We start from the raw sequence: 15739 nt of genomic DNA, 5'->3' as shown, positions 1-15739 counted from the left end.
TCACCATAACCACTAGAAATATTTTCTATTATGACTTTTGACGCTATAGATAAAAAGCTTTTAGGCTATCTTCAGGAAGATTGTAAAAAGACCAATAAAGAACTGTCAGGTTTACTCAACTTGTCGGTTACTGCGGTATATGAACGTATCAAAAAATTAGAACGAGAAGGCATTATTGAAAACTATGTCGGACTTGTAAATAAAGCTAAAGTACATCGTGATTTTGTGGTATTATGCCATATTAAATTAATTCAGCATCGTAAAGAATATCTCACTACTTTTGAGAAGGCTGTACTTGCTATAGAGGAAGTCGTAGAATGTTACCATGTAAGTGGGGATTACGATTACATTATTAAAGTATTGGTCGCAGATATAAATGAGTTTAGAGAATTTATGGTTACTAAACTCACAACACTAGATCATATAGGAAGTACACATAGTTCTTTTGTGATTAATGAAGTAAAACATACGACAGCCATTACAATTTAATATGCAGTTATCTAAATACCTCGCTACCGAATTATTTATACTTTTTATAGCACTTCCGCTTAGTCTGCTTCTTCCATATGATTTTAGAATAAAAGCGGCTTCTATTTTAATAGCTTTTATCTATCTCTTAGTTATCCTTTTTAAGAAAACACCTGTACGACTTAAACTTAAAAAGGGAATTGATTGGGTATCTTTCTGGAAAGCTACTGGAATTAAATTTATAGGAATTGCTATTATCACAAGTATTTATGTATATGTGATGGATGCTTCTGCCCTATTTTGTGTGCCTCGTAACAAGCCTGATTTATGGGTCACGATTCTATTTATTTATACATTTTTATCGGTATGGCCTCAGGAGGTGATTTATCGTACTTTTTTCTTTGAACGTTACCAAACGATGTTTACCAATAAAAAGATTTTCATTTTTGTAAATGCCATTGTATTCTCCATGGCACATTTATTTTTACGTAATACACTCGTGACAGTCCTTACGTTTATAGGCGGATTGCTATTTGCCTATACGTATACCAAAACAAAATCGACTACTTTAGTTTCTATAGAGCATGCTTTATACGGCAATTGGCTCTTCACTGTAGGCATGGGACAAATGCTCGCCTTTCCTGGAATGGATGCTTGTTAGGTATAGATTGGGTGGTTGTTTAGACTAAATTCATTCCCGTGAAGGCGGGAATCTCAACCTTCGTTACCTAACACTTTTTTATAATAAACTTTCCGTAGCACACTTCTCTTACTTCCCTGGAATGGATGCTTGTTAGGGTATAAAACGGGTGGTTGTTTATACTAAATCATTCCCGTGAAGACGGGAATCTCAACCTTCATTACCTAACACATTTTTATTATAAATTTTCCGCAATATACCTCTCCTACTTTCTCGGTATGTATTCATCTTCATTCCCGCGAAAGCGGGAATCTAATTCTTATTTACATTCACAAAGTTCTTTTGAGATTTCCGCCTTCGCAGAAATATGAAGAAGTACACAAAAAAACCGAAGCAAAGTTGCTTCGGTTTTCACGTATATGAACTATAAATAATGTGCATAAAAAAAGGCAAGCTACCTACATCACACCGCTACGACCGTCTACCCTTGCTGCGTTCCCGCCCTGGGGGATTCAACAGGAGCTAGTTGTGTAGGACTTGCCGCTGCAAAGATACATCATTTAGATACCTATGCAAGGTTTTTTTGCCCGATTTTTTGTTATAAATTGCCATTCAAATTTGACACCTATGACATCGCTATATAAGACCCTCTGTTTGCTTAGTTTATCTGTTTTAATTTACTCTTGTGGAGATACAAAAAATTTATCTGGAAACTATACCCTAAAAACTTCAAAAGCTAAAAATGCAATTACCAATGGAGAAGAAATTTCTTTTTCAATTACAGCCAAAAAAAATTATGACATAGACTCTATTGTCTATGCAATAGATGGTAAAAGATTACATAAAACGACGGCAATTAAAGACTATACTACAAAAATACAAACGCCAACCTTAGGTCGTAAAAAAGTTTCTGTTACTATATACTTTCCAAATGAGAGCATAAATCTAAAAACTACTATTTCAGTACTTAATGACAAGGCCCCAAAAATATATGGATACAAAATTGTAAATCGTTTTCCTCATAAAACCGATTCGTATACACAAGGGTTAGAGTTTGTAGGCGATACCTTATATGAAAGCGCTGGTAAATATGGAGAATCTAAACTTCGTAAGGTAGACTATAAAACAGGTGACGTTTTACAAGAAGTAAAAATGGATAATGCCTATTTTGCAGAAGGATTGACTGTATATAATGATAAAATCTATCAACTTACCTGGAAAGAAAATACTGGCTTTATTTATAACCTATCAGACTTTGAAAAAACAGGAACGTTTACGTATAATAAAAGTAAAGAAGGATGGGGATTATGTAATGATGGTACTAAGGTCTATAAATCTGACGGATCTACTAAAATATGGACATTAGATCCTAATACACTTGCTGAGCAGAGTTATATAGAACCAACCAATCACAAAAGTGTTTCTAAAGCATTTAACGAACTAGAATTTATAGATGGTAAGATTTATGCCAACACCTATCAAGTTGCGAGTATCGCGATTATAGATCCTACCACAGGAGCCATAGAAGGATTGATTGATCTTACTTCCTTACCTAAAGAAGTACAAAGTGGTCTAGATCCTCAAAATGAAGTATTAAACGGAATTGCATATAAGGCCAATGAAGGCCGTCTTTTTGTTACTGGAAAACACTGGAATACCCTTTTTGAAATTGAGATTTTTGAGAAGTAGGTTTTTATAGTCGGTGATTTCGATACTATTTTCGCTTAAAGCGAAAATCACTCAATCACCTTACTTTTTAAAAAACACACCCATTACTCCACTCTTCATAGCGAGGAAACTAAGGTTTCTAAACCAAAAAAGAGAAACCTTCTAGCACAATTATATCTAATAATCAGCTCCTTCCCTCAGCGAGGGAAGGTAGATGGATTGAGGCACGAAATACAGACGGAAGGGAGAGAACATACAATCTTGCATAAAAGCATATACAAAGCTCCACACTACAAATAGAGTATTGCTCTATTTTAGAGCACTACTCTATTTTTTAGTTTTGATTTAATAATAGTAATCACACCTCCCTAACCCTCCTTTCTAGGAGGGAATACTCAAATGTTATAATTTCCTAGTACGCTCCTGTTTGCCAGTTGACAGGTTCGCGAAAGCGTATATAAACTAATCATCAATGCAAAAGCTCCTTCCCTCAGCGAGGGAAGGTGGATGGATTGAGGCACGAAATACAGACGGAAGGGAGGGAACATGAAACTTTGTTCTAAATACATCTGAAACAACACACCTCAAATCTCTTCTTTCTAGAGTAAACCGTTATGCGACATTTTTTAATTCAAAAATTCACAATCTCCAATCAGAAATCAGAAACCTTCCCTCCCATTCCCTCACTAAAACACCCTATTCCCTCATTCATGGTTTTATGAAGCTTGTAAAAGTGCTAGGTTTGACAATGTTAAAACGAATACCCATGAAGAAATCAATCACCATTACCATTCCTGAACCTTGCCATGAAGATTGGGCAACAATGACACTTACTCAAAAAGGAAAACACTGTGCTGTATGTGAAAAAGAAGTCATTGATTTTACAAAAGTTACTGATGAACACATATATAAAACAGCAAAAAAAGGAGGATACTTATGTGGGCGATTTACAAAAAGTCAGTTAGATCGGCCTATTCAATTACAACGTAAAGAAAATAAATCTTGGTTGAGTTATGCTGCTTCGCTTCTATTACCTATTACGATACTTGCCACACAAGAAATAAAAGCTCAAAGCAATACAACCCCTACAGAGCAAACCGATGGAAATTATAAGAGTTTAGGGATTAGTTCGCTTTCGCGAAATCGAACTCGTGAGATTCACGACCATAGGGAGAGTGAAGCGTTAAAGCAAAATATGCAAGACACACTGAAAAAACAGCAGACCCGTATCATAAAAGGAACTGTTTCTGAAGAATCAGGGCCATTACCTGGCGCAAACATATATATAAAGGGAACTGATAAAGGCACGCAAACAGATTTTGATGGTAATTATGAACTAGAAGTAACTACCGGAGATGTACTTATCTTCTCTTATGTGGGATATAAAACTATAGAAGTTAAAATAACTGAACTACATTTTATGACTGCAACTATAAATACGATTCTTGATACAATCCTTAGAGAAGAACAAATAATCATAATGGGCAAACTTCGTTTGAAAGAATCGGGAAAAACACCTACAAAACATTCATAAAAAACAGATAAGAATATAGAAAAAAGAGATTCTGCTACATAGCACTAAAAAGTAATCGTACGAATAGGCAATATTGCACAGGCTAAAAAGTTATATTTGTTGTAAACTACCTCGGGGCAACGCAACGAGGCATTTATACGAAACTGAATTTTAATTTCGAGCTAAACCTCGGAATATTAAACCCTTTGGCGGTGCCAATAAAATTTATCTGAATGCGCAGTATTTATACTTTACTCTTATTAGCTTGTATCATTTTAGTAAGTTCATGTCGTAATGATTTCGAAACGACACCTAGTACTGGAGACTTACGTTTTTCTAGAGACACTATTTTCTTAGATACCGTATTTACTAATATTGGTTCTAGTACGTATAATTTTAAAGTCTATAATGATACAGATGAGACCATTAATATCCCAAATGTACGCTTAACGACAGGTGAAGATTCTGATTACCGTCTCAATATAGATGGCGTGGCAGGGCGTACTTTTGAAAACGTAGAAATCCTAGCTAAGGATAGCATCTTTGTATTTGTAGAAACCACTACAGATATTAACGAAGTAGGTGCCGGAAGTTTAGAGTTTTTAAATACGGAAGCTATCGAATTTGATAGCGGAGCCAATCAGCAAAAAGTAGAACTGGTTACGCTTATAAAAGATGCAATATTCTTATTTGCCGATCGCGATGGAGAAACAGGCATGGTAGAAACACTCACTATAAATGGTGTAGAAACTACCTTAGAAGGTCGTTTTCTAACGGATGAAGAACTCACCTTTACTAACGAAAAACCTTATGTTATCTATGGCTATATGGCTGTGGGGAGTCCTGATGGAAATACACCCAAAACCTTAACCATAGAACCCGGTGCTCGTATCCACTTTCATGCCGACAGTGGAATTATTGTAGGTGATAACGGAACATTAGATGTAAATGGCGCTTTAAGCAGTGATCCCGAACTTATGGAAAATGAAGTCATCTTTGAAGGAGATCGTTTAGAACCGTCCTTTTCTGAAACGCCTGGACAATGGGGAACCATCTTACTTACCGATGGAAGTATCAATAACGAAGTTGACTATGCTACCATAAAAAATGCAACCGTAGGAATTCTCAATGAATCTAACGTACAAACAGGAAATCCTAATCTTACGATAAGCAATACACAAATCTATAATGCCTCTGCTGCAGGATTATTAAATCGCTTTTCTAATGTAGAAGGTTCTAATCTAGTCATCAATAATTGTGGACAGTTTGCCATGCTCGTTCAATTAGGAGGGGTTTACAATTTTACACATTGTACGTTTGCTAACTATTGGACACAGAGTTTTAGAAATACACCCGCTGTATTTTTAGATAACTCTTTTATTGCAGGAGAAACACTGTTTGTAGGTGATTTACAAGAAGCTAATTTTACAAATTGTATTATCTACGGAAATCAAGGAGAAGAACTTGGGTTTAATCAAGAAGATGGAGCTCTATTAAATTATAACTTTAGGAATACACAAATACGTTTTGACGATACCTTTGGGAATTTTGAAGATGATCCGTTTTTTGATTTTACCAATACCACGCTATATACAGATATTATACGTGGTGGAGATCCTGACTTCCAAGACGAGTTTAATAACTTGCTACAAGTAGGCGAAGAAACTGCTGGAAACGGACAGGCTCTCCAGAGTGCTGCCAACCAATTTCCACTAGACATCAAAGGTGTCAATAGAACAACCGCTCCAGATCTAGGTGCTTATGAAAGCATTGAATTACCTGAATAACTAACAAACAATAGTATATATCTAAAGCCATTTCGTTATGAAATGGCTTTTATTTTATGTCTATATCACATATAGTTACTTCTTTGTTTAGTATACTTACTAAAGAAGTCAACTACATTCAAAAATCAGCAATCAAAAATCTACAATCGTTAATCTTCATTTCAATTCCGCTTTCGCGAAATGTCGTTCTGAGCCTATTGAAGTTAGAAGGCAAATAAAAAAAGTATTCTTCCTCAAAATGCACATGAAAACATTAACACATTAAAATACAGTATCTTACAAAATAAACGTATCTTTAGAATACCATCATAAAATCAAACAATTATGAAAAAAAGCATGTTAAAAATAGACGGAGTACGTATTCTAAGCAAAAACGAATTACAATCAATTTCTGGGGCACACTATAGTTCTTGTCAAAGTGATGCAGATTGCCCAATGTATTCTTCTTGTGATTGTGCAGAAAGATGTATTAGTTGGACGAATGAAGATTACGGTGACGGATTGTGTAATTAACCGCTAACTATTAGCTATCCCATAAATTACTTCACACTAACCAAACAGTTCTACAAACTGTATTGGAGTCGTTTCTTTGTGTTTTATTTTCTCATTGAATACACATCTAAGATAAGTGCTAAAACACAAAATAAATAGATGTAAGTACAATCGCTATAAAAATAGTGTGACGAACGGTAATGCAATCCAAAAATCGTATTTTTAGTACACAAAATGTAACATACAATAAGAATATAGTACCTATCACTACATTCCGCAGCTTTTCTAGATGAATATAGCGTACAGAGAAACATTACCAGATCATTTATTTTCACATCATGTGGAAAGCTATTGGCATGTCTTTTCTGATGAGCAATTGACAAAAGATCCACTAGAGATGTTTCTCCCTACCTGTACCTTTAATATCATTTTTATTGATGCTCCATGTGTTGTACGATGCAACACACAAACCAAATGGATGCAGCTAATACCAGGCGCTTATTTTATAGGGCAAACAAATACCTTATTAAGTTTTAAATCAAACAGTGCCCTTACCATTACTGGTGTTCGGTTTAAACCTTTTGCATTTGCTAATCTTATTAAGAATCCGCTTATTGATTTTAATGACAGCATCATAGCACTTGAAAATATCTTCACGCTTGAGAAGACATCACATGTACTCATACGACAAATTGCCACCGAAAGTAAAGCCATTATACAAGAACAACTTATCAATGAATTTACCGACCTCTTATTATCAAAAACAATGTCTGTCGATGAGACGTTGAGAGCGCAACTAAACTTCATTATGTTTAGACATGGAAGCATTAGAATCAGTGAATTATTTGAAGAATTTAAGGTAAGTAAAGTTACCCTACACAAGCACTTTATAAACAAAGTAGGACTTTCGCCTAAGAAAGTATCGCAAATATGGCGCATGAATAGAATCCTTCAACTCAGAAAAGAGTTTCCTGATGTAAATCTCACTACGATTGGTTTAGAAGCAGGGTTTTATGATCAAGCACATTTCATTAAAGACTTCAACGCAATTTTTAAAACAACCCCTTTTAAGTTTTTTGCTCAAAAATCAAACCTAATCGAAATTACCAATCTTAATATTTCTAAACGATTTACCCATCAATATGATCCTATTGTAGCGTAATGTTTAGATGGTTTTCTTTAATCCACATTATGTAATAGAGCTTCGTGATTAAGGTTTACTTTTTTACAATTTTTTAATACTCATCTTCTTTAATTTTATACAAATTCATATTTAAAATTAAAACAAAGATGATTATTCGTAAATACCTATTTCTCCTTTTTATATGTGCTCTATTTCATACAACTACATATTCACAAGATCTAAGCAATACCTACAAAGAAGAGGTCATTAATACCTTGTCTACACTCATGAACGATTTATATGTCTTTCCTGATATAGCCAAAGACACAGAAGCACATATAAAGAAACAATTGAAGGCAGGTCATTTTGATGCATTTAAAACAAATGAAAGCTTTGCTAATGCCCTTACAGAATCTGTGCAATCCATTAATAAGGACAAACATATGAGGATTATGAATCAACCTCCATATGAAGCGCCTGTGATGACACCCGAACGAATCATTGAAGAAAAATTATATAGCCTCAAAAGAAAAAAGGAATACAATGCAGGATTTAATACTGTAAAAGTATTGGAAGGCAACGTAGGCTATATAGATTTAAGAGGCTTCACCTACTTCCAAGAAGGGAAACCTATTGCAGATGCCTACATGAAATTAATCGCAAATACAGATGCTGTCATCATAGACCTAAGTAAAAATGGGGGTGGAGATCCTGAAATGGTAAAATACCTGTGTAGCTATTTTTTCAAAGGAGGTGTTCACTTAAATAGCCTATACTTTAGAGAAGAAGACAAAACCATTGATTTCTATACACTTGATGATGTAGATGGTACTAAAATGATTGACATCCCTCTATTTGTAATTACAAGTAACAGAACGTTTTCAGGCGCTGAGGAGTTTTCATATAATATGCAAACACAAAAACGTGCCACCCTCGTAGGACAAACTACAGGCGGCGGAGCAAATCCAGGAGGCACTAGACCTATCAATGAATCTTTAAGCGTTTTTATTCCTACGGGTAAAGCCATTAATCCCATTACAAAAACAAACTGGGAAGGTGTAGGTGTCGTTCCAGAAATCAAAGTAACAGCTGACGAATCCTTTAGTAAAACGCATGAATTGGCTAAAAAAGCAGCCGATCACTACAGAGAAAAAATTAAAGAACGATACACCAATACATTCGCAACTCTTCTATCAAAATTAGAAACCTATAATCCAGCAAATTCTGAAAAAGAAATCCTAGCTATCCTAAAAGACTGTGAGGAAAAAGGAATGATACAAGATTGGGAAATCAATGCCTTAGGCTATCAATATATGATGGAGCATAAAAAACCTAAAATTGCTGTGTGTATATTTAAAGCAAATACGGTGTTACATCCCGAATCAGCTAATGTATTTGATAGCTATGCCGAAGGATTAATGACAATTGGCAAGTATGAAGAGTCTATAAAAAATTATAAGAAAGCAGTCGCACTTGCCACTGCAGACAACTCCCCAGATCTTCAGGTATTTCAAGAAAACCTTGAAAAAGCACTACAGAAAAAATAGAATACAATCATTCAGCTACCTTGAACACTCAATGCACCACAATAGCTGAACTAGTAAAAGCCATTTCGTAACGAAATGGCTTTTATATTTTCCAGAAAAGTCTGTAGGTAAGCGTCTATATTTTTGTTATACTTCTGTATCATATCCTGAAATCATATGTCAACCTGAACTCGTTTCAGGTTCACATCATATAGAGAAATTAAAACATATACTGTGATTCTGAACCAAGTTCAGAATGACGACAAAACATCTTTATAGTATAAAACGGTTCCTATAGATTAGGAACGAATAGAAATCTATATTCTATACTCTCTTCTCTCTTCTCTCTTCTCTTATTTTAAATTCCGCTTGCGCGAAAACATTCTCAGCAAGTTTTACACTAAATATGGAAACCCGTAACAAAATAGGATGACTAACTTATATATTTACAACACATCCTAATCGTTTTTAACGGTTATATACGATTACAATTGCTAACCCATATTTGAAACACCTTAATAAACAACAAACTACATCATTATCTATTAAAATTTACTGTAGTTTTGTAAGTGATACTATACAATAGAAATTGCGTATAGGTAATGATATAAACTAGTTGTACTTCATTTGAATTAACTATGGAAACCAATAATAAAGAAGATAATTCTCATGAAAATTCTCTTAAGGATATAAAGGAAATTCTAAATCGAGCATATCCTGAAAAGAAAAAAGGTAAATTCCTAAAAGGATATGAAAAATTTCAACGAATTATAAAATTTGTTGGAGTACCAGCACTAATTCTAGCTTCAGTTTTACCAGTATATGAGTGGAGTAAATCTATAAAAAATAGAATGTCTAGGAATACAATTATCAATACATATAGAGAGTATTCATCTGAATTACTTTCAGAAGGCAAGGCAAAAAGAGCAGAAAAAGTTTTACTTGAGGTTAATTCTGATAAGCAAATGGCTCCTACTATTCATTATGCATTAGCTAAAATTAAAGTACAACAACAAATTCTTAACCCAGATAATCTAGAGGAAACAGAAGATATTTTACAAATATTAATTCGTTTAAATCAAAACGATAATCTGTTCACGGAAAATTATGGTGATGAAAGTGAACTCTTAAGTTTAAAAGTAATGTTAGCTGACTTATATATAACAAAATCTGATTTTGAATTAGCAAAAAGTACTCTTTTAAATGAAGAAAAGTCTCTGAAATATGCAGATAATAAATTAAAAGTCGAATATTATTTAAAACTTGGGACAATAAATGTATGGGAACATAAGACAGATAGTGCAAATATCTATTTAACAAAAGCAAAGAATTGTTTAAAAAACATAGACAAAAAAGAAGTATTAGAAGCTGAGATACTCTTTCAAAAGGCAAAAAATTTTCAATTTGATAGAGAGTTTTTCAAAGCTATTGATTTATATAATTCTTCATTAAACCTTTATACCAAAAATAAATCAAAACGTGGATTACTGAACACCTATAACAATTTAGGAATGATTTATTATAATCGATTATTTGAAAAAAATAACGACACATTAGCTCTAAATTATTATACTCAAGCTTCTAAAATTGCTGAAGAAATTAATGACAATGTAGCAACAGCGAGAGCCCAATATAATACAGCAATAATAAAACGAAAACAAGGTTTCGTTGAGGATGCTTTACAACTATACATCTTAGCTTTGGAAAATTTTAAAATAAGTCAAAACGATTACGGAATGGCAATTACTCATAGTGCTGTTGGAAGAGCTTATTTTGCGTTAGGCTATAACGAAAAGGCCTTTTTTCATAGTAAAAAAGGTCTAGACTTACTAGTTGAAACAAAAACCTTGAACAATATTGGAGTACAAGCTGGTAATATTGCAGATGTATCTAGAGCACTTGGAAATACAAAAGCTTTTATTTTATATGATTACTTGGCATTTGTTTACAATCGAGCTTTTAATGATACTGATTATATAAAAAATCGGGATTTGCTTGAAACATATAGAAATTTTGTTTCGGAAGAAGAATTTCGAATTTACATAGCAGAAGCTAAAAGAATGGCTAAAAAAATTAACATTGAAATTGGAAAGCTTGATATTGACCTAGAATTATAAAGACAAAGTACGACAATGGCTATAATTCATTGTGGTTTTGTGCCATACCAAAATAAAATTATAAAGTAAACAGCTGGATTTCTTCGGAATATGTGCATAATTTCACAACGAAATTATAGCCGAGACCGTTGTCTCTAATACAAAAAAAACAGAATTCTATGGGATTATTTGATTTCTTAAAACCTAAAAACACATCAACTGAACCAATCTACACAGACGGAAAAACTGAACGAAAATTAAAGTATTTAAACAAGGATGGTCAAAGAGAACTACTTAATAAATTAGGAATTAATCCATACTCCTTTAAACATGAAGAAATGGAATCTTCTGAAATCTCTTTAAACGAAGAAATTGCAGGAGCAATTAAAATATCTGATTGGCAAGCGGACAATAATGAAACTGAATTCGACTATATAAGCCTGACTGACAATAATAACGGAACAAAATCTCTATATCTATCTCAAAACAATCGTGAAGAAAGAGCAATAAAAGTACTTGTAGATAAATATTTCGCAGAGTTAGGAGAAACAGATTTAGTTGGTGCAGAATTCTCTAAATATGATTTAATGCAAATTAACGAATCACCAAGTGGTCAGTTAAGAGAATGGAATTTGAAAAATTTTAGAATTATAATTGGATATAATTACAACTCAGAATTATTATCAAATTATGTTCTTGTTGATGAAATTAATTAGTAAAATAGAAAAATACCAATACCTACAATATATAAACACAATTACGATAAATTTAACTACGTCTGAATCTACTCGGAATTGCTAATCTCTGTGCTAAACCAAAAATTAACACATATAAATCCGTAACTGGCGGTTATTCTAGACCGTTTTAATAAATAAAAGAAAACCCAATTAACCAAATGGAAATAGGATTAATAATCACAATTTTAATTTTAGGAGTTTCACTTTTCATTGTAATAAATCAATGTAAAAAAGCGAAAACCAAACTAACTTCTGAAATCGAAAATAAGAGTGCAAAAATATTTGCTAAAATTGAGGAAAATAATAAACTTAATTCAGATTTGGAAAGATTTAGAGGAATCCTATCTATTGAGAGTGAGATTCAATCAAAAAACAAAGAACTTTCAGAAATTCAAGTTAACGCAACAGAATTAAATGATAAGTTTATTAATGCCAAATCAATCTTTAAAGAATTAGAAAAAGATATTAAAATCTATAAAAATGACTTAGAATTCATTGAACTCGGAATTTACGAACCGATTTTTGATTTAGAAACTTCAGAGGAATACAAAGAAAAAATAACAGATGTTGTAAACAAACAAAAACAACTTATAAAAGGTGGTAATGCTTGTGTTTGTAACACAGAATGGGTAGTTGGAAATAGTCGAAAACAAGGAGAAATAATGACTCGAAGATATATCAATTTAACTTTGAGAGCATTTAATGGAGAATGCGATTCATTAATTTCTAAAGTCCGCTGGAATAATGTCAAACGTTTTGAAGAAAGAATAAAAAAAGCTTTTAATGCAATCAATAAGCTTGGAAAATCAAATAATACATTTCTAACTGACAAATATTTAAAGTTAAAACTAGATGAACTTCACTTGGTCTATGAATTAGCTCACAAAAAATATCAAGAAAAAGAAGAAGCAAGAGAAATAAGAACACAACAGCGAGAAGAAGAAAGAGCTCAACGTGAATTTGAAAAAGCAAGAAAAGATGCAGAAATGGAGGAAAAACGTTATCAAAAAGCGTTAGAAAAGGCAAAAAAAGATTTAGGATTAGTTAGCGGAGAAAAACTCAGCGAATTAAATTCTCAAATCTCTCAATTAGAACAAAACTTAAAAGAAGCTCACGAAGCAAAAGAAAGAGCAATTTCAAGAGCTCAAGAAACAAAATCTGGACACGTTTATATAATTTCAAACCTTGGTTCATTTGGAGAGAATGTATATAAAATTGGTATGACGAGAAGACTTGAACCAATGGATAGAGTAAAAGAATTAGGAGATGCTTCTGTACCTTTTACATTTGATTTACACGCAATGATATTCTCAGAAAATGCACCAGAACTTGAAAATTTATTACATAAAGAGTTTGACGATAGACGTATTAATAAAGTTAATTATAGGAAAGAATATTTTAATGTAACATTGGATGAAATCGAACAAGTTATCAAAAACAAATACGAGAAAGAAATTGACTTTATTAAAGTTTCAGAAGCTCAACAATTCAGAGAAACACAATCAATAATAAAACAAATAGAACAGGAGAAAAACGAACAAGCGGAAAATGAAATTGAAAAATATCCTGACAGCTTATTCTGAGAAAACACAACCACTTCTCGTAAAGGTTCATTTTCTTTTACTACATTTAGAAAGCGCTATGATAGTTGTATGATAAACAACGGTATGATAGCGTTCAAAATGTTTTTCGCGAACTTTCCTACCAATAGGAAGTAGCATAAAAAATATAAATAACGTGAGTACTATATAAATAATTAAGGAGTTCTTAGTTTAATTCTAATTATACTTCAACTTAATAATTTCATAATCGGCAATATTGTTCATTTTCTTTGCTTGTCCAAAGAAAACAGAACCAAAAGAAAAGACACTTTTTCTTAGGTATTTTTTCGCTTAAGGCGAAAAACCATAAGAAGTTTTCTAAATTTTTTCCAAGGTTTCAAAAATTTTTAACGAAAACCCCTTATTATACTAGAGAAAAAGAAGAAAAACTATTAAAACTTTATATATAATTTTAGTTAATTAACATCAATCAAAATCAGTATGTCTTCATCAAAATTACCTAGAATTGAAATCATTGATGCCCTTCGTGGGTTTGCACTCGCAGGGATCTTAATCTGCCACATGGTAGAACAATATTTGGGCGCAGGAGCGCCGCCAAATCATAACGAAGCCGTAAGCGTTTTGTTATCAGATCAAATCATAGATGGCTTTATAGGCATTTTTATGCGAGGGAAGTTCCTTGCCCTATTTTCCTTTTTATTCGGTCTTAGTTTCTTTATTCAAATGGATAATGGTGCTAAAAAAGGAAAAGCCTTTGGCGGAAGGTTTCTATGGCGATTACTAGTACTCTTAGCCATCGGCTATATACACAGTCTATTTTATAGAGGCGATATCTTAACCATTTATGCCATGCTTGGTATTTTATTAATTCCGTTTTATAAAGCGAATAATAAATGGGTATTAGGAGTAGCTGCACTACTATTTCTTGGACTTGGGAGATATAGTGTGTTCTATCTCACAAAAGGCGAACATTTATTTCTAGATGTCAATCCTATGGATATGGAAAGTACACATGTTGCAGATTATTACAACATTCTAAAGAATGGAAGCATTTTAGATGTATTTGCAACCAATAGCTGGCAAGGTCATTTGGATAAAATGAATTTCCAATATGGGATCTTTGGGCGTGGGTATTTTACGTTTGCATTCTTTCTTATAGGCTTGTATGTAGGACGGTCAGGTTTCTTTACACGCTTTCGCGAAAGCAAAAAATTCACAAAAAAAGTATTGATCTACTCCCTTATTTTGTTTGTCGTATCACTGGGCATTTCCGCTGGCGCTTTTATGAGTATGGCACAAGAACCACAAATGAATAGTTGGACAGCCATGATTGGGCTTTCAGGATATGATTTAAATAATGTAGCGATGACGTTTATCTATTTATCGCTCTTTGTGATGTTGTATCGAAAAATGAAGGTCGAAAAATGGTTAGTAAAACTAGCTCCTTACGGAAGAATGGCTTTAACCAATTATGTCATGCAAAGCATATTAGGAACACTATTGTTCTATGGTTGGGGATTTGGTTTTTTGGGATTCATAAATACATTCACATTTTTAATAGCCATTGTATTAATTATACTACAAGTTTGGGTAAGCAAAATCTGGCTACAGCATTATAAATATGGTCCTTTAGAATGGGTATGGCGTAGTCTTACTTTCTTTAAAAACTTCCCTATAAAAAAGGAGAGAATTTAGTTATATTTAGAAAAAACAAAAACTATGTTATCATTATTACTACTCTATTGGATTGGTAAATATTTTTACAAACTTGCAGAAGCGCATAATAGGAGTAAGTGGGGATTTGCCATTCTAGGAATTATCGCTTACTACGCAGGTACCCTACTCTTTGGTCTTATTCTAGGTATTGCATCAGAATTTATTTCGCCAGGATTTATAGATACTATTAATGATATATTATTAGGCATCATACTACTGCCATTTGGAATTTTATGTTGCTACATATTCTATAAACTGTTAGAAAATTCCTGGAAAGAAGAAGATCCAGAATCTTCAGAGTTGATACGTAGAAATTAACACTTCGTAAAACCTAAGTAAAAAACAGGTAAAAACCCTTGAAATGAATCGAGGTGAATAGTGTACTTTCATCCCGTATCAATCCAAGTATTT

13 protein-coding genes and 1 other RNA gene are annotated in these 15739 nt (G+C 33.0%); 13 read left to right on the top strand and 1 reads right to left on the bottom strand.

All coding sequences use genetic code 11. From position 1 onward, the window contains the following. The first annotated feature begins 30 nt into the window (after positions 1-30). Entirely contained in the window at positions 31-489 is a 459-nt protein-coding gene (locus Q1A60_RS12420; RefSeq protein WP_299766472.1) for an Lrp/AsnC family transcriptional regulator, read from the top strand. Position 490: 1 nt separating this feature from the next. Beyond that, the gene (locus Q1A60_RS12415; RefSeq protein WP_299766474.1) at positions 491-1129 is read left to right on the top strand and encodes a CPBP family glutamic-type intramembrane protease; all 639 of its coding nucleotides are present in this window, start codon (positions 491-493) and stop codon (positions 1127-1129) included. A 423-nt stretch (positions 1130-1552) separates the two neighbouring features. On the opposite strand, the gene ffs is transcribed toward Q1A60_RS12415, so the two are convergent. Further along, positions 1553-1651: signal recognition particle sRNA small type (gene ffs, locus Q1A60_RS12410), an RNA gene on the bottom strand. Positions 1652-1735: 84 nt separating this feature from the next. On the opposite strand from ffs, the gene Q1A60_RS12405 reads away from it, so the two are divergent. From Q1A60_RS12405 to Q1A60_RS12355, 11 genes are all read left to right on the top strand, one after another. Then, positions 1736-2797, top strand: coding sequence for a glutaminyl-peptide cyclotransferase (locus Q1A60_RS12405; protein WP_299766476.1), 1062 nt, complete (start codon positions 1736-1738; stop codon positions 2795-2797). 745 nt (positions 2798-3542) lie between these two features. Then, positions 3543-4310 carry a carboxypeptidase-like regulatory domain-containing protein gene (locus Q1A60_RS12400; RefSeq protein WP_299766478.1) on the top strand — a complete coding sequence of 256 codons (768 nt, stop codon included), beginning with the start codon at positions 3543-3545 and terminating at the stop codon, positions 4308-4310. 212 nt (positions 4311-4522) lie between these two features. Next, positions 4523-6076, top strand: a complete 1554-nt coding sequence (locus Q1A60_RS12395) for a hypothetical protein (protein ID WP_299766480.1) — start codon at positions 4523-4525, stop codon at positions 6074-6076. A gap of 324 nt (positions 6077-6400) precedes the next feature. Beyond that, complete coding sequence (locus tag Q1A60_RS12390) at positions 6401-6589, top strand: hypothetical protein (protein ID WP_299766482.1); 189 nt, start codon at positions 6401-6403, stop codon at positions 6587-6589. Positions 6590-6857: 268 nt separating this feature from the next. Next, positions 6858-7730, top strand: coding sequence for a helix-turn-helix domain-containing protein (locus Q1A60_RS12385; protein WP_299766484.1), 873 nt, complete (start codon positions 6858-6860; stop codon positions 7728-7730). Between the two features lie 128 nt (positions 7731-7858). Beyond that, complete coding sequence (locus tag Q1A60_RS12380; protein ID WP_299766486.1) at positions 7859-9238, top strand: S41 family peptidase; 1380 nt, start codon at positions 7859-7861, stop codon at positions 9236-9238. 617 nt (positions 9239-9855) lie between these two features. Further along, on the top strand, positions 9856-11334 hold the full coding sequence (locus Q1A60_RS12375; protein WP_299766488.1) for a tetratricopeptide repeat protein: 1479 nt from the start codon (positions 9856-9858) through the stop codon (positions 11332-11334). 158 nt (positions 11335-11492) lie between these two features. Then, positions 11493-12029 (top strand): hypothetical protein, encoded by a 537-nt coding sequence (locus Q1A60_RS12370; protein WP_299766490.1) that lies wholly within the window; start codon positions 11493-11495, stop codon positions 12027-12029. A gap of 179 nt (positions 12030-12208) precedes the next feature. Further along, complete coding sequence (locus Q1A60_RS12365; RefSeq protein WP_299766492.1) at positions 12209-13633, top strand: DUF4041 domain-containing protein; 1425 nt, start codon at positions 12209-12211, stop codon at positions 13631-13633. A gap of 459 nt (positions 13634-14092) precedes the next feature. Continuing rightward, positions 14093-15307, top strand: coding sequence for a DUF418 domain-containing protein (locus tag Q1A60_RS12360; protein ID WP_299766494.1), 1215 nt, complete (start codon positions 14093-14095; stop codon positions 15305-15307). Positions 15308-15331: 24 nt separating this feature from the next. Beyond that, entirely contained in the window at positions 15332-15646 is a 315-nt protein-coding gene (locus tag Q1A60_RS12355; RefSeq protein WP_299766496.1) for a hypothetical protein, read from the top strand. The last annotated feature ends 93 nt before the right edge of the window (positions 15647-15739 follow it).

This window comes from uncultured Dokdonia sp. (assembly GCF_947492535.1).
In the GTDB taxonomy this organism is placed as follows: Bacteria; Bacteroidota; Bacteroidia; order Flavobacteriales; family Flavobacteriaceae; genus Dokdonia.
The sequence above is the reverse complement of the archived record's forward strand: the minus strand, read 5'-3'. Positions and strand labels throughout refer to the sequence as shown.

What these genes read in the sequence shown, in the direction of transcription:
- Q1A60_RS12395 (WP_299766480.1), top strand. Translation starts at nt 4,523, where the DNA reads ATGCGCAGTATTTATACTTTACTCTTATTAGCTTGTATCATTTTAGTA.
- Q1A60_RS12385 (WP_299766484.1), top strand. Translation starts at nt 6,858, where the DNA reads ATGAATATAGCGTACAGAGAAACATTACCAGATCATTTATTTTCACAT.
- Q1A60_RS12390 (WP_299766482.1), top strand. Translation starts at nt 6,401, where the DNA reads ATGAAAAAAAGCATGTTAAAAATAGACGGAGTACGTATTCTAAGCAAA.
- Q1A60_RS12420 (WP_299766472.1), top strand. Translation starts at nt 31, where the DNA reads ATGACTTTTGACGCTATAGATAAAAAGCTTTTAGGCTATCTTCAGGAA.
- Q1A60_RS12400 (WP_299766478.1), top strand. Translation starts at nt 3,543, where the DNA reads ATGAAGAAATCAATCACCATTACCATTCCTGAACCTTGCCATGAAGAT.
- Q1A60_RS12360 (WP_299766494.1), top strand. Translation starts at nt 14,093, where the DNA reads ATGTCTTCATCAAAATTACCTAGAATTGAAATCATTGATGCCCTTCGT.
- Q1A60_RS12415 (WP_299766474.1), top strand. Translation starts at nt 491, where the DNA reads ATGCAGTTATCTAAATACCTCGCTACCGAATTATTTATACTTTTTATA.
- Q1A60_RS12380 (WP_299766486.1), top strand. Translation starts at nt 7,859, where the DNA reads ATGATTATTCGTAAATACCTATTTCTCCTTTTTATATGTGCTCTATTT.
- Q1A60_RS12375 (WP_299766488.1), top strand. Translation starts at nt 9,856, where the DNA reads ATGGAAACCAATAATAAAGAAGATAATTCTCATGAAAATTCTCTTAAG.
- Q1A60_RS12355 (WP_299766496.1), top strand. Translation starts at nt 15,332, where the DNA reads ATGTTATCATTATTACTACTCTATTGGATTGGTAAATATTTTTACAAA.
- Q1A60_RS12405 (WP_299766476.1), top strand. Translation starts at nt 1,736, where the DNA reads ATGACATCGCTATATAAGACCCTCTGTTTGCTTAGTTTATCTGTTTTA.
- Q1A60_RS12365 (WP_299766492.1), top strand. Translation starts at nt 12,209, where the DNA reads ATGGAAATAGGATTAATAATCACAATTTTAATTTTAGGAGTTTCACTT.
- Q1A60_RS12370 (WP_299766490.1), top strand. Translation starts at nt 11,493, where the DNA reads ATGGGATTATTTGATTTCTTAAAACCTAAAAACACATCAACTGAACCA.